Origin of the sequence: Psychrobacter nivimaris, assembly GCF_904846365.1 — a bacterium.
Taxonomy (GTDB): domain Bacteria; phylum Pseudomonadota; class Gammaproteobacteria; order Pseudomonadales; family Moraxellaceae; genus Psychrobacter; species Psychrobacter nivimaris_B.
The window spans coordinates 164,005-177,215 of record NZ_CAJHAL010000001.1 but is presented as its reverse complement, the minus strand read 5'-3'; the positions used below and the strand labels follow the sequence as shown (position 1 = coordinate 177,215).

Sequence of the window (13,211 nt, the reverse complement as noted above, 5' to 3'; positions counted from 1 at the left end):
ACTACTACCCTCGTTATTTGGCATATTTTTCGGTGTCATTTAGCGGGGGTTTTGTTTATCTAAGCATTATCTCTTGTTGTATTACTTACTATTATTTTTGAGGAGTCTTTTATGATTACGAACAATGGTTTTCAAGCATCAACTACTAAAACGACTATGGCAAAAAATGCAGCTATGTCTGCAATGCTAGCAGGTATCATGTTGGCCGCATCATCCGCCAATGCTGCCCCTGAGATTGCCATTAGCTCATCTGCGAGCGGTAGCACCACGGTGGTCGAGCAATACTCTGATGGTAAAACTGCTACGATTACGGCGACGCCAAACGGTATCACTATGCAAGATGGTATGCCATACGCGGTAACTCAGGTGACCACTGTGCCACGCTATGTCGTGCGTCAGTCTCCTATTGTCCAAGGTACGACGACCGTTACTAGCGTACCAGTGACTAACTCTATTACCAATAAAGTCACTAAAGTAGATGTGATTACCACGCCTGCCAGCAGCGTGACGCAAGTACTACCTGTCGCAACCAATGTCACCCCGCCAGTGATTATGCAGCAGCCAGTGACCAATCAAGTAACGACCACGACGACAACTTTGGATACGTTGCAACTAACCCCGACCTTTAGCACGCCTGGCGTAGTCAATGCCAACACCAAAGTCATGAAAATTCTAAAAAATGCTGATGGACGTGAAGTTGCCGTTCCTGCCAATCATATTGCTCCAGGCGATGTAATCGAGTATCACACCACGTACACCAATACCACGGCACAGCCAGTCAATGACATCAACGCCATGATCTCATTACCAAGTGGCGTCCAGTTAGTCTCGTTGAATAGTCCTCTGCCGACGCTTGCTACCACTGGCGGAGACAGCTATCAAACCATTCAGCAAGTTGGCAATACGGTGGTTGTGCAAGAAAACTACTCTGGTCTAAAATGGAACTTGGTTAACTTTGATGCCAATGCAGCCAAAACCGTCGTCATACGTGCCAAGGTTCAATAAAAATTAGGTTATAGCGTATTATTATTGAATAGATACCAGTATATGTAAAAGGTCTTGTGGACTAGCTATCTAGTCAGCAAGACCTTTTTTGTGTCGGTGGCTTGGTTTTGAGTGTGGTAAAGCACTGCTTTAAGCTTAGGATATAAATGCTTGATGCAGTGGCAGAAATAGCTGAGCTTTTAGAGAAGATTATTTTTCTTTATACAGAATAGGCCGATTAATTAGATTATTAAGTTTTGTCATAAAAAAGATAAAACCAAAACCAAAGATTGACGTAGTGAGCACTCTTATCATGTTTTGATCGAACATTAGGTTTTTGGTATCTTCGTAAGTTATTTGCAGATCTTCCTCTGATTCTCTAATGTCTAAGCTGACTAATTGCGGTAAATTATTCGATACGCCTAAAAAATTGGGCTGATAGTACCAACCAACTCTTGCGTACTTGCCAAGCCTAGGTTCAAGGTATGTAGGACCCATACATGACCCAGTATTAATAAAGCCAAATACATTATAGCTACAGCCGTAAAGCGTTATTTGTTTAGGATTTTTGATAGATTGCAAGGCTATACTAAATCCCGTATCAGTGATAATGCCTTCACTATATTGTAGCTCCGACTCCTGCGGAAAATCTCTACCCTGCCATTCCAAAAAATTGAGTGCAATGAAAAAAGATATAAACGAGACATTTAGAAACGTATCGAACTTTTGAGATGCTGATTTTTCTTTAAATTTTTTGAGCATAAAATCCCTCTAAAAGAGCCTTTCTTGGAATGTTTGGAAAAATATATATTCGCACTTAAAAGATAGATATATTAAGCCACAAAGTTTAGCCTTTAAATAAACCTCAAACTACTGTTTACTATATCAGACACAGATCATACGACATTATTTGTCGTGCTGTTTTTGGGATTATCCTATTAATACAATGACTTAGAGATAATTTTGGTAAAATAGTCTCTCAATAATTAATTGGTAAAACGCGACTTATGGCAAACATCAATTATGAAAGATTACAGGGCAAACTCAATATCTTGGCCGATGCTGCCAAATATGATGTCTCTTGCTCATCCTCCGCTGGTACTCGTAAAAACCAAGGCGGCGGACTAGGCGATGCCTCAGCAACGGGTATCTGTCACAGCTATACCGAAGATGGTCGATGTGTCAGCTTGTTAAAGATTCTTTTGACCAATCACTGCATTTACGACTGCGCTTATTGCACCTCGCGCAAGAGCAATGATACGCCGCGCGCCGCGTTCAGTGTCGAAGAAGTCGTTGACTTAACCATGCAGTTTTATCGCCGTAACTATATTGAAGGTCTCTTTCTTAGCTCTGGTATCTTTAAAAGTGGCGACTATACAATGGAGCGACTGGTCGAAGTTGCCAAACTCTTACGTACGCGTGAGCGCTTTAATGGTTACATCCATCTAAAGACCATTCCAGGTGCGTCAAAAGAACTGCTGCTAGAAGCAGGATTATATGCTGATCGTTTGAGCGTCAATATCGAGATTCCGACCAAATCAGGGTTGGCTTTGCTTGCGCCAGAGAAATCACATGACCAATTAAAAGCACCGATGGAAACGGTAAAAGAAGAAATCATTACTATTCGTGAAAGCCGTAAGACTCATAAAAAAGCGCCTAAGTTCACGCCAGCAGGTCAGACCAGTCAAATGATTGTCGGTGCGAGTAACGAGACTGACTTGCAGGTGATTCAACTATCGAGTCACTTCTACAAAACGTACGATCTCAAGCGGGTCTATTACTCAGGTTATGTACCTATGCTCTCTGATAATCGTTTGCCTGCGATTGGAACGCCCGTGCCGATGGTACGTGAGAACCGTCTTTATCAGGCGGATTGGTTAATGCGCTTTTATGGTTTTGACGCGCATGAGATTGTGGAGCCGGAGTCACCGTTTTTAGATTTGGACTGCGATCCAAAACTGGCTTGGGCAATACGCCATCGCGAGCATTTCCCAGTCAATATCCAGACAGCGACTTATGAGATGATTCTACGTATCCCAGGTATCGGTACAAAGACTGCTAAGAAAATCGTCAAAGCACGTAAGTTCAATCAATTGACGCTATACCATCTAAAAAAAATGGGCGCTGCAGTCAACCGTGCTAAATACTTTATCGCAACCACTGGCAAAAACGAACACCTTGCACATCTAACGCGCGATAATTTCCGTCAGTATGTATTGGCTCAAACGCAAACCAAGTTTAACGATCAGCGTACTGGGCAGTTGGCTTTATTCTAGAATGGCTCTAGATAGTGTGCGCTAGAGAAAGTCGCTATCTCGCTACTGTATTTATGATAGAAATGTAGGATAAAACATGTCAGCACTTATGCAAAACGACTCTTACGCTGTTGGTCAATTGACGCCTAGCATTGTACTGTATGAGCCTAGCTTTGAAGGTTGGCTGAGTGCGGTGTTTTATGTCTATGCCAATCGTCTACAGAACGATGTGGCGCTAAAGCTAACCGCTCAAGATTGCTATGTGCCATCACTCATCGCTCAGGCGATTAGCGTGGCAACCGATGAGGATAAAGCCGAGCGGGTGTTAGTCAAATTGAATACCTTATTGGGTCACTCAGGCATGCGAAATATCTTATGGGGATTTTTATCAGAGAAAGACGATATCGGTACGACATTGTTTCGCGTGGTCAAATACGCCATCGACTACCCTAGCCGTCAGATCATGCAAGATTTAGGTAATTTAGATGTTCTGGAGCTAGTACAGACAGTCAAATCTGTCGGCCGTGAGAAACATCGCATGGAAGCGTTTGTACGTTTTGAGCATACGACTGATGATATTTATTTTGCACGTGTAGAGCCTGATTTTAATGTATTACCACTGATCGGAGAGCACTTTCGGCAGCGCTATCAGGATCAGCACTGGGCAATCTATGATCTAACGCGGGGCTATGGCATCTATTATGATAAAAGTAATAGTACGCCATCACGTCCAGCAAAGCTGCAAACCATCACTGATCTTGATGATGCGGTACTACGCAATCCTGCTAGCATCCACAGTCCTGATGAGCAGCGCTATCAAAAATTTTGGCAAGGTTACTTTACCAACGTTAATATCAAAGAGCGTAAAAACCCTAAGCTGCATAAGCAATATCTCCCGCAGCGCTACTGGAAATACTTGAGTGAAAAACAAGTGCTACCCAATGCTGAGCATTTACAAAAACGACGCTAACGGCTTTTGGTGTTTATTAATCCATGTCTTACGCTTATATAGTCTAAAAACCACCTATCTAACCTCATCTTTTGATCTTGATGGTTGAGTTTTAATCGCTTTTAACTGACAATAGCAAATTGATATTACTAACCGGTGACCAACGCTATTATGAAAGTTATGCGCTTACTATCGTCTTTAAAGCATGATGAATCCGAGCGCGGCATTTTTCATCTTGGGCGGGCATTGGTCAAAAATGAGCATACCTCTATCATTGTCTCGAGTGCCGATGAAGATAATGACTTGGTTAGACGTCTCAAACGTGATGGCAATATTTACCATCAGCTACATGTGAATAAAAAGTCTTGGCTATCGCTATTGCAAGTCTCTGCACTACGGCATTTAATAGAAAAGTACGAACCTGATGTCATTCATGTACATTCGCGTACCCCCGCATGGATATTGCATTTGGCACTGCGCCGCGCACGCGTCAGGCGTTTTCCCAAATTGGTCTCGACCATGTATGGTTTCTATCCAATCAATAAGTACTCTCAGGCTCTACTCAATGTTGATACGATAATCACCGTATCTGATAGTGTCACTCAATACTTAAAAAAAGGACTGCGCATCGAAGACGTAGATCCTAAGGTCATCACGCGTATCTATCGTGGTATCGATACTCGGCGCTACCCTTATCGTCATAATCCGTCGGTCTATTGGTTACGTCATACCTTTGCTGAATACCCTGAGCTTGAGCACAAAAAATGGCTCGTATTCCCAACCGTCATCGGCAATGAGTACGGGCAAGAGTGGCTGATAGATATCTTGGGTAACTTGCAAGAACAGTTCCCAAATATTCATGTCATTATTATGGATGAAGACTATAAAGACGGCGATGTCGCTCATGAAGATTTCCGCCAACGTACCAACAGCTTAGGCTTAGCTGAACGCATTACCTATGTGGGTAGCAAGCGTAATGATATGCGGGAATGGCTATCGGCGGCCAATATTGTGATGGCACTTGCCAATGAGCCCGAGTCAATCGGTATCAATGCCCTACAAGCCATACATCTAGGTACGCCAGTTATTGGCTGGGATCAAGCCGCCTTTAGCGAGATTTTACAACCGCTCTACCCGCAAGGACTTGTAAAGAAGTACAATGCCAATGCGCTTTGTAAAGCAGTTAGAAACCAGCTAGAAAGTGTGACGCGTCCTGAAATGACCAACAAATTCACCATGCGTGAGATGATTGAAAAGACGCTTGAAGTATATCAAAGCTTACATGATACGGCGCTTGCCGAAGAACAAGCCGAAGCAGATGCTATCGCAGTTCGACGCATCAAACGCAGTCTAAAGAAAGCATCTAAACCTGCCCTAAATGTCGCTGTAAAAAATATCGAACCTGTTGCTAAAAATCCAAAAATAAAGCTAACCAAAGAAAAATCTAAGACAGCAGATAATGTAGATACGACAGAAACGACAGAAGACAATTAACCACTGTAAACACTCTCCAATCTGATGATGCCAAACCTCGCCTAACGGGTGATGTTTGGCATCATATGTCAACTTTTTGATTTGTAATGACGCGGTCATCGTACCGCAATATGATGATATAAATGATGCACTCGCCATCGAGCAGCTTGAAAAAATCTTTCCGCAGCATCAAGTAGTGGGAGTACGCACAAAAGAGATTGTCTATGGCGGCGGTAATATTCATTGTATTACCCAGCAACAACCTGTAACCAAAGCGTCACTCTAAAACACGCCGCTTGGTATAGAGTGAACCATAATAAATCGCACTTATTAGCAACTGAAAGTATAAGCATAAACCCAAAAATGGATTTTAAACCCAAAAACACGCTAAAAATAAGGAAAAAGTATGAGCGATTATCAAATCAACAATCCAGCCACTGGCGAACTAGAAGCCACTTACCCTACCGCCACTGAACAAGATATCCAACAAGTCATTGAGCAAGCAGATACCGCTTATCAAGACTGGCGTAAAGTGCCATTAAATGAGCGCAGTGCATTACTGCATAAAATCGCTGATATCTATCTTGAGCGTCAAGACGAGCTATCACGTATCGTTGCAAATGAGATGGGCAAACCTGTTGCCCAAGCAAAAGGCGAAATTGGTCTGGTGGCTGATATATATCGCTACTATGCAGATAACGCTGAGCAGCTACTGGCAACCAGTACCATTGAAGTTGATTCAGGATCAGCATCGGTAGAAAAACACCCTGTAGGCGCGCTATTAGGTATCATGCCGTGGAACTATCCACATTACCAAGTAGCCCGTTTTGTCGCGCCAAACTTTATGGCGGGTAATACAATTATTCTAAAACACGCACCGCAGTGTCCAAACACCGCAGAAGTCATCGTCGATATCTTCAAAGATGCAGGCGTACCTGAAGGCGTTTATAACAATATCTTTGCAACCAATGATCAATCAGCGACCATTATCAATGACACACGCGTACAAGGTGTCTCGCTAACAGGTTCTGAACGCGCTGGACAAGCCGTGGCAAAAGAAGCTGGCGGCGCACTCAAAAAAGTCGTTTTAGAATTGGGTGGTTCAGATGCCTTTATCGTCGCAGCCGATGCCGATATCGAACAAGCGATACAAGGCGCTATCTCTGGTCGTTTTGGTAATACTGGACAAGCCTGTAACGCAGCCAAGCGTTTGATCGTCATTGAATCAGTCTATGACAAATTCGTCGAAGGCTTTACCAATGCGGTCAGCAACATGACTTTGGCCGACCCGCTTAAAGAAGATACGTTTATTGGCCCAATGTCATCAAAAGCCGCTGCGGTCAACTTGCAAGCGCAGTTAGACAGTGCTATCCAAGCAGGTGCGACAGTATTAGTAGAAGGCGGCATGGACAAAGACAAGCCTGGTGCTTGGTTTAAGCCTGCGGTACTGACAGATGTAACTGAATCCATGGATGTATATCGTGAAGAGCTGTTTGGTCCTGTAGCAGTCGTCTATAAAGCAAATGATATCGACCATGCTATCAAGATTGCCAACGATGTGCCTTTCGGTCTTGGTGCCTCTATCCAAACGCAAGATGCTGCCCTAGCTGCTGACATTGCTGACAAATTGGAAGTGGGCATGGTCACGATCAACGCACCTTCTGGTACGGAAGCAAACACACCATTTGGCGGCGTTAAACGTTCAGGATTTGGTCGCGAGCTTGGCACTCTTGGTATCACTGAATTCTTAAACTATAAGCTGATCCGTGATAAGTCTTAATAGATTAAAATCTTAGTTAAATAAAAAAAGCCTAACGTTTGACGTTAGGCTTTTTTATGAAAGGTAATTTAAGTAAGTCTACTTTTTATATGGATTTTCTTTTAACCATTGCTGGTTAGCCGTTTTTAGCTCATGCAGCTCGTGATCCATAATATCTTTACTCTTACCAGGATTCTTCATCGTAGCATAACCGTACAATACCCCACCAAGTACGATCCAGCCAAGGAAAATCCACCACTCAATAGCGACAAGTGCTGATGGCATACCTGGTAGATATAGTGCCAACATACCGAGACTTAAGATAATGGTGATAATGCCAACCAATTTACCTGCTGGTACTCTAAACGGACGTACCATATCAGGCTCACGGTAGCGCAGCACTAAGAATGAAAGAGCCACACAAGTATAAGCAATAACAATACCGAACCCGCCAGCATCTACAATCCATACCAGCATTTTGCGACCAAATAATGGCGCAAGTGTCGCGAGACCACCGATTAATAAAATCGCATTGACGGGCGTATTATATTTCGGATGCAGTTTGCACAAAAACTGCGGCAACATGTGCGTTTTGCCCATAGCATATAGCAGACGACTACCACCGATAAGAAACGCATTCCAGCTCGATAAAATACCTAGCACGCCGCCAATAACCAGTAACGTACCAGCCCATTTACCATTCCAAGCATTGGTCATCGCATCAGCCGTTGCCAATGTTGAGTCTTGCGCCTGTAATAGCGGTAAAGTCTTGCCCACACTCCAGGCGACTGCTACATACCACAGTACAGCGATAATAATAGAGACGATCAAAAACTTACCGATGTTCGGACGAGATAGATTGATTTCTTCTGCCGCTTGGGGAATGACATCGAAGCCAACGAACAAGAACGGTACCATTACCATCACCGTCATGATGCCACCCATACCGCCAATAAAGTTAGGCGCTTGTACGGTATTAGAAGTTTCAGGACTGAACAGTAACGCCCCTACGAACAGTAATATACCAACTAGAAAGATACCGACGACTGCTGTTTTTTGGAACCACGCGCTGACTTCCATACCGCGTATGTTCAGCCAAGTAACAATCACTGAACCGAGCATCCCGACGCCTACCCAAGTGGCGTAAACATCCCAGCCAGCAACATTCCAAAGATACCCTTGGCTATAATTGGGAATAATGTATTCGACGACGGTGGGCAGCGCCACGGCCTCGAACGCGACGACTGAGAAGTAACCGAACAAAATACTCCATGAGCAAATAAAGGAGACATTGACCCCTAGTGCTCGGTGAGTATAAGTATGCTCACCGCCAGTAATTGGCATAGAGGCTGCAAGTTCAGCATATGTCACACCAATCAATACAACTACCAGACCGCCTATCAAAAAGGCGCTAATTGCGCCCCATATACCTGCCGAGATGATCCAACTACCTGCCAGTACAACCCAGCCCCAACCGACCATTGCACCGAATGCCAGTGCAATGATATCGAACACCCCTAGCGACTTTTTTAATTCAGACATAACCTACTCCTTGTCTGTGTTTCATCCGTGTGAGCCTGTTACAGCTACACTATTTTTGTTTCATGGGATCATACCCATCATGTTTGTTGTGTCTGTCGCGTCGCCGCAAAGTTTAGCTTTGCCGTCGGTATAGTATTCAAACAGCAAATACAAAAACGGCGTCTTGACTTGCAAGGCGCCGTTAAAAAACTCACTCAAAGCGAGCGTCATAAGGGCAACCTTGCCGTTATCTTTCATACAATCTTTTAACCAATATAGGTACTTGAACTAGCTGTACTTGGTTAAAAGCGCTCCATCGCTAAAGTAAATAACACTCAGTATTGCTTATGCCGTTAGAATACCTTTGATAATATCAAGGCCTTCTTGTAGCACTTCATCTTCAACCGTCAGTGGCACCATCACACGAATGGCATTGCCATACATACCACAAGACGCTAGTAGCAAACCTTGCTCAAATGATTTTGCTTTTAGATTGGCTGCGGCGGCTGCATCAGGTTTGCCTTCGCTATCAATCAATTCAAACGCTAGCATAGCGCCCTTATGACGGATATGACCGATACTGCTAAGGTTCAAGCCTTTTAAGAATGAAGCAATGGTATCGCCAATCTCGATACTACGCTCAAGTAAGTTTTCTTCTTCGATCACTTCCATAACAGCAAGCGCCGCCACACAAGCAAGTGGGTTACCAGAGTAAGTACCGCCCAAGCCGCCTACTTGCGGCGCATCCATGATGTCAGCACGACCGATGACCGCAGAGATAGGATAACCACCCGCCAAACTCTTCGCAGCAGTCATTAGATCAGGCTCAACGCCTAGCTGTTCAGTGGCGAACAACGTACCGGTTCTGGCGAAACCACACTGTACTTCGTCAAAAATAAGCACGATGCCATGCTCATCACAAATCTCGCGCAAGGCTTTGGCAAATGACGGCGTTACTTGATGGAAACCACCCTCACCTTGGACTGGCTCGATAATCATTGCCGCCACTTCACTAGGATCGATGTCTGCTTGGAAGATCATGTCAAGGCTGTGCAGTGCTTGCGCTTCTGTTACGTTCAGCTCTTCTGCAGGGAACAATGCATGGAATACAGGTCCTGGCATCGGGCCAAAGTTCTTTTTGTATGGCAATACTTTGCCAGTTAGGCTCATACACATCATGGTACGACCATGCCAGCCACCAACAAAAGAAATCACGCCTGGACGACGGGTTTTAGCACGAGCAATCTTGATGCAGTTCTCAACCGCTTCTGCGCCAGTGGTCAAAAAGAATGCTTTGGTATCGCCACTGATAGGCGCTTTTTCACACAGCTTTTCAGCCAGATCCACGTAGCATTCGTAGTTAATCATTTGCGCTGCAGTGTGCGTAAATTTGTCTAGCTGCTCATGGACACGTTGGGTAATTTTTGGATGGCTATGACCCGTGTTCAATACTGAGATACCACCGACAAAGTCGATATAGCGCTTGCCTTCGATGTCCCAGATTTCTGAGTTCTTTGCTTTTTCTGCAAAGATAGGAAAGGCAACCCCAAGTCCTGTTGGTAAAACAGCTTTGCGGCGCTCAAGTAATGATTGATTGGTAGTCGTCATGGGAATGTCCTTTTCTGTGTTCGTAACATAAGTGCCATCTAAAGATTGGCGGTTTATTTGATGTCTGTTTTTTACTCAGTAGATATCATATGGTGTTTATTTGACCCAAAACACCATAGATATCCAAAAATTTGCGCTAGTTGATGCTTTGCTCATTGTTACTTTGCTAACCATTAAACCAACTCATTAGGTTATGGCTATTAGGTGATATCAGAGCACCAGTATTTGGTCGTGATATAGTCTTCGATACCGTATTTTGAACCTTCACGGCCAAAGCCAGATTGCTTCACGCCGCCAAATGGGGCAACTTCTGTAGAAATTAGACCAGTATTATGACCGATAATGCCGTACTCCAACCCTTCTGTAACACGCCATGAGCGTGCATAGTCGCTACTATAGAAGTAAGCGGCCAAGCCATAGATAGTATCGTTAGCAGCACGGATAACTTCTGCTTCGTCTTTGAAAGTAAAAATGGTTGCAATTGGTCCAAAAATTTCTTCAGAGGCGATGTCCATATCACTGCTAATATCTGTAATAACCGTTGGGTTATAAGTCAGCTCTGAGGCGTCATTGACACTACCACCAGTGACCAGTTTTGCGCCTTTATCTAGCGCGTCTTTTAGCAAGGCTTGGACTTTATCTAACGCTTTTTTGTTGATAAGAGGGCCGATATCTACGCCTTCTTCTAAGCCGTTACCCACTTTTAATTCAGCGACTTTTTTGACAAAGACATCTAAGAATTTATCTTTGATGCTATCTTGTACATATACACGGTTGGCGCAGACACAGGTCTGACCAGCATTACGATATTTGGAAGCGATTAAGCCGGTAGCGGCTTTTTCTAGATCGGCATCATCAAAGACGATAAATGGCGCATTGCCACCCAATTCTAACGATAGCTTCTTAATAGTCGGCGCGCATTGTGCCATCAGCGTACGGCCTACTTCTGTAGAGCCTGTAAATGACAGTTTATGAATGCGTGCATCACCCGTTAGGATGTCGCCGATGACAGAAGACTTACCAGTGACGACCTGAATGACGCCAGCAGGAATACCCGCTTGCTCTGCCAATACACCTAGTGCCAATGCAGAGTATGGTGTCTCGGTAGCAGGTTTGACGATAATCGTACAGCCTGCTGCTAGTGCAGGAGCAACTTTGCGCGTGATCATCGCAGCTGGGAAATTCCAAGGCGTAATAGCGGCACAAACACCGACTGGCTGCTTGAGAACGACATGACGTAGCTGCGCGCTATTGGCAGGAATCACATCACCATAGACGCGTTTGCCTTCTTCGGCAAACCAACGGATAAAGCTGTTGGCATAACCCACTTCACCACGTGACTCAGTCAGCGGCTTACCTTGCTCAGCAGTCATAATGATGGCCAAATCTTCTTTATTGGCATCGATTAGATCAGCCCATTTTTGCAATAACTCTGCACGCTCTTTGGCTGTTTTTGCTGCCCAGTCTGCTTGGACATCATGAGCATAAGCAACGGCTTCGTTGACATCTTCTGTGGTGAGGCTTGGTACAGTACCAATGAGATCGCCATTAAAAGGATTGTTGACATCAAGTACAGCTTCATCACTAGCAGCATGCCAGCCGTCTTTGATGAAGCAAGATTGTTTGAGTAAATCTGGATTTGATAACTGCAGCGCGTGTGACATGTTGACGCTCCTTGTCATATAGGGTGTATTTATAATAATGGATACAATGGTAAGTCGTAAATAATTATTGATAATTCATTATTTGTTCAATATACTGAACACGTATTCTATATACGAGACGTCATTATAAGAACGATATGACGCGATTTGCAACCCTTAATCTCATTATTTTAAAAATTATCTTGTACTTCTTTCTTTTATTTCACTTTATAGGTTATTTATGAGCTCGACTGCCGTGCCTGCGCTAGACAAAACGTTTCAGATTTTGGACTTGATTACCGATAGCTCACAGCCTCTGACAGCGGCTCATATCGCAAAAGAGCTTGGGCTACCGCGTAGCTCCACTCACAACATTTTACAGAGTCTATTGACCAAACATGTCATTTACAAAGACCCTGAAAGCCGTTTTTATTTGGGTTCATATTTGATGTATTGGGCAGGAAAATACGAACAGCAGCAAGGCGTAGTGCAGTTGTTTAAAGATTTGATTGTGCAGTATCCGGTACTTCTTCAGCACACAGTTACCTTGTCAAAACTTGATTTGGGCGAAGTGGTATTTTTGGCTTGTCATGAGTCACCTGCACCGCTTGGCTTTACCTTTCGTGCAGGCGTTCGCGTACCTGCCGTATTTTCAGCGACAGGCAAAGCCATGCTATCGACGTTGTCGCTGGACAGTATCAAATCATTGTATAAAGATACTTTTCCGACGCCGATGACCCAACATGGGGTCAAGAATTTTACCGATTTGGCCACTGAGCTTGCAGCGATACAAGAAAGCCGAGTGTCTCTCGATGATGGACAGTTGCGCGATGGGATGTACTGCTTGGGCACTTATATTCGTAACGCATCAGGCAATGCGGTCGCTGGTATGGCCGTGAGTTTTTTGCAAGGAGAGTATGAGTCTAAACGGGCTGAGGTCAGTGCGGTATTGATTGAATTGGCCGAGCAAATTGAGCAGCATTTAGGTTTTACGGCAAATTGATAATTGGTAAGAATCT

At 44.1% G+C, this 13,211-nt stretch carries 12 protein-coding genes; 7 read left to right on the top strand and 5 right to left on the bottom strand.

Going from position 1 to position 13,211, the window contains the following annotated elements; translation table 11 throughout:
- Window positions 1–111: 111 nt before the first annotated feature.
- Window positions 112–1,005 carry a hypothetical protein gene (locus JMX63_RS00775; RefSeq protein WP_227673193.1) on the top strand — a complete coding sequence of 298 codons (894 nt, stop codon included), beginning with the start codon at window positions 112–114 and terminating at the stop codon, window positions 1,003–1,005.
- Window positions 1,006–1,194: 189 nt separating this feature from the next.
- On the opposite strand, the gene JMX63_RS00770 is transcribed toward JMX63_RS00775, so the two are convergent.
- A complete protein-coding gene (locus tag JMX63_RS00770) occupies window positions 1,195–1,746 on the bottom strand; it encodes a hypothetical protein (protein ID WP_165597199.1) in 552 nt (183 codons plus the stop codon).
- Window positions 1,747–1,991: 245 nt separating this feature from the next.
- Between JMX63_RS00770 and JMX63_RS00765 the strand changes: the two genes are divergently transcribed.
- The 5 genes from JMX63_RS00765 to JMX63_RS00745 all read left to right on the top strand — a co-directional run bounded on the left by JMX63_RS00765 (window position 1,992) and on the right by JMX63_RS00745 (window position 7,441).
- Window positions 1,992–3,260: a putative DNA modification/repair radical SAM protein gene (locus tag JMX63_RS00765; RefSeq protein ID WP_179799254.1), complete on the top strand. Its 1,269-nt coding sequence runs from the start codon at window positions 1,992–1,994 to the stop codon at window positions 3,258–3,260.
- 76 nt (window positions 3,261–3,336) lie between these two features.
- Window positions 3,337–4,209, top strand: a complete 873-nt coding sequence (locus JMX63_RS00760; protein ID WP_201570052.1) for a TIGR03915 family putative DNA repair protein — start codon at window positions 3,337–3,339, stop codon at window positions 4,207–4,209.
- 150 nt (window positions 4,210–4,359) lie between these two features.
- Complete coding sequence (locus tag JMX63_RS00755) at window positions 4,360–5,682, top strand: glycosyltransferase family 4 protein (RefSeq protein WP_201570050.1); 1,323 nt, start codon at window positions 4,360–4,362, stop codon at window positions 5,680–5,682.
- A gap of 55 nt (window positions 5,683–5,737) precedes the next feature.
- Window positions 5,738–5,947, top strand: a complete 210-nt coding sequence (locus tag JMX63_RS00750; RefSeq protein WP_265089080.1) for an agmatine deiminase family protein — start codon at window positions 5,738–5,740, stop codon at window positions 5,945–5,947.
- A 120-nt stretch (window positions 5,948–6,067) separates the two neighbouring features.
- Window positions 6,068–7,441, top strand: coding sequence for an NAD-dependent succinate-semialdehyde dehydrogenase (locus tag JMX63_RS00745; protein ID WP_201570048.1), 1,374 nt, complete (start codon window positions 6,068–6,070; stop codon window positions 7,439–7,441).
- A 78-nt stretch (window positions 7,442–7,519) separates the two neighbouring features.
- Here JMX63_RS00745 and JMX63_RS00740 read toward each other — a convergent pair whose 3' ends face one another.
- The 4 genes from JMX63_RS00740 to JMX63_RS00725 form a co-directional block, all read right to left on the bottom strand.
- A complete protein-coding gene (locus JMX63_RS00740; RefSeq protein WP_201570046.1) occupies window positions 7,520–8,962 on the bottom strand; it encodes an APC family permease in 1,443 nt (480 codons plus the stop codon).
- A 60-nt stretch (window positions 8,963–9,022) separates the two neighbouring features.
- Complete coding sequence (locus JMX63_RS00735; RefSeq protein WP_201570044.1) at window positions 9,023–9,199, bottom strand: hypothetical protein; 177 nt, start codon at window positions 9,197–9,199, stop codon at window positions 9,023–9,025.
- An 87-nt stretch (window positions 9,200–9,286) separates the two neighbouring features.
- Window positions 9,287–10,549 (bottom strand): 4-aminobutyrate--2-oxoglutarate transaminase, encoded by a 1,263-nt coding sequence (gene gabT, locus JMX63_RS00730; protein WP_201570042.1) that lies wholly within the window; start codon window positions 10,547–10,549, stop codon window positions 9,287–9,289.
- A 200-nt stretch (window positions 10,550–10,749) separates the two neighbouring features.
- A complete protein-coding gene (locus tag JMX63_RS00725; protein WP_201570039.1) occupies window positions 10,750–12,213 on the bottom strand; it encodes an NAD-dependent succinate-semialdehyde dehydrogenase in 1,464 nt (487 codons plus the stop codon).
- A gap of 220 nt (window positions 12,214–12,433) precedes the next feature.
- Between JMX63_RS00725 and JMX63_RS00720 the strand changes: the two genes are divergently transcribed.
- Window positions 12,434–13,195: an IclR family transcriptional regulator gene (locus JMX63_RS00720; protein ID WP_201570037.1), complete on the top strand. Its 762-nt coding sequence runs from the start codon at window positions 12,434–12,436 to the stop codon at window positions 13,193–13,195.
- Window positions 13,196–13,211: the final 16 nt, after the last annotated feature.